Origin of the sequence: Micromonospora sicca (assembly GCF_003172935.1) — a bacterium.
In the GTDB taxonomy this organism is placed as follows: Bacteria; Actinomycetota; Actinomycetes; order Mycobacteriales; family Micromonosporaceae; genus Micromonospora; species Micromonospora sicca.
Genome location: NZ_QGKS01000034.1, coordinates 1 through 1,114, shown reverse-complemented (window position 1 = coordinate 1,114; position 1,114 = coordinate 1). Strand labels below are relative to the sequence as shown.

2 protein-coding genes are annotated in these 1,114 nt (G+C 71.8%); one reads left to right on the top strand and one right to left on the bottom strand.

All coding sequences use genetic code 11. From position 1 onward, the window contains the following. Positions 1 to 16 precede the first annotated feature (16 nt). Positions 17 to 706, bottom strand: a complete 690-nt coding sequence (locus DKT69_RS00195) for a DUF4191 domain-containing protein (protein ID WP_109799589.1) — start codon at positions 704 to 706, stop codon at positions 17 to 19. Between the two features lie 213 nt (positions 707 to 919). On the opposite strand from DKT69_RS00195, the gene DKT69_RS38765 reads away from it, so the two are divergent. After that, positions 920 to 1,090 (top strand): hypothetical protein, encoded by a 171-nt coding sequence (locus DKT69_RS38765; RefSeq protein WP_201749407.1) that lies wholly within the window; start codon positions 920 to 922, stop codon positions 1,088 to 1,090. Positions 1,091 to 1,114: the final 24 nt, after the last annotated feature.

Here is a 1,114-nt window from a genome sequence, read left to right as displayed (position 1 = left end):
CGTGAGGGGGTGGGGGTCAGCGGCCCCGGGTCTGGCGGAAGGCGCCGCGTGGGGGGCGCATGTTCTTGGGGATCGCGCCCTTGGGCATCTGCGGACGGGCGGTGAGCGCCTTGAGCCGCTTGTCCAGGGCGTTGACGTCCTTGGGGGCCAGCGTGCGGGGCAGCCGCATCAGGGTCATCCGCAGCTTGCGGATGGGTAGCTCATCCTCGCCCTGACCGATCACGTAGTCGTGCAGCGGGGCGGAGCCGATCACCTTGGCCAGCCGCCGCTTCTCCTGCCCGAGCAGGCCGCGGACCCGCTGCGGGTTCCCCTCCGCCAGCAGGATCACGCCGGGCCGGCCGATGACCAGGTGCACCATGTCCATCTGGGTGGTGGAGCTGACCGCCGGGGTGACCCGCCAGTCGCCGCGCATGCTCTCCATGATCTGCGCCGCCGCGCCCGGCTGGCCCTCGGCGGCGTTCATCATCGCCTTGTTGGACCGCAGGTTCAGCACGATCAGCACGGCGAGCAGGATGAACAGGATGCCGATCGGCAGCCAGATCCAGCCCCAGAGGATCACCGCGACCACGGTGAGCGCGAGCGGGATCAGCACCGCCGCGGCGGTCAGCGGCGCGAACCACCTGTCCTGCTTGGCGGTGAACTGGAACACCATCCCGATCTGCTTCAGCCGCTGGCCGAACGAGACCTTCTCCTGGGGCTTTGCCATGCCGAAGAGTCTAGTGGGCGCCGCACGCCCCGTTGATCCGCGGCCGCCCCTCCGCCAGGGGCTGAGTACCTTACGTCGCCGCCCGGCCGCTGAGGCCCCCCGGTAAGGAGGGGGAGGGGGTGAAGATCAGGCGGCGGACCCATGCCCCGGGGCCACCTTCGCGCGGAAAGTGAATCTCGACAGCGAGCACACCGCACGACAGGGGAACCGAGAATGTTCGGCAACGACGCAGACTTCCTGCTCACCATCCACCGTACGCACGCCTCCGAGCTGCAGGCCGACGCGGCCGCGGACCGGCTCGCCCGGGCGCTGCCCCGCCGCCACCCGCGCGGCTGGCTGAGCCGGCGGACCCACGCCGGCCGCGCCGTCGACGCCCGCCGGTGACCGCCGCCGCGCTGCCGGCGTGGG

What these genes read in the sequence shown, in the direction of transcription:
- DKT69_RS38765 (WP_201749407.1), top strand. Translation starts at nt 920, where the DNA reads ATGTTCGGCAACGACGCAGACTTCCTGCTCACCATCCACCGTACGCAC.
- DKT69_RS00195 (WP_109799589.1), bottom strand. Translation starts at nt 706, where the DNA reads ATGGCAAAGCCCCAGGAGAAGGTCTCGTTCGGCCAGCGGCTGAAGCAG.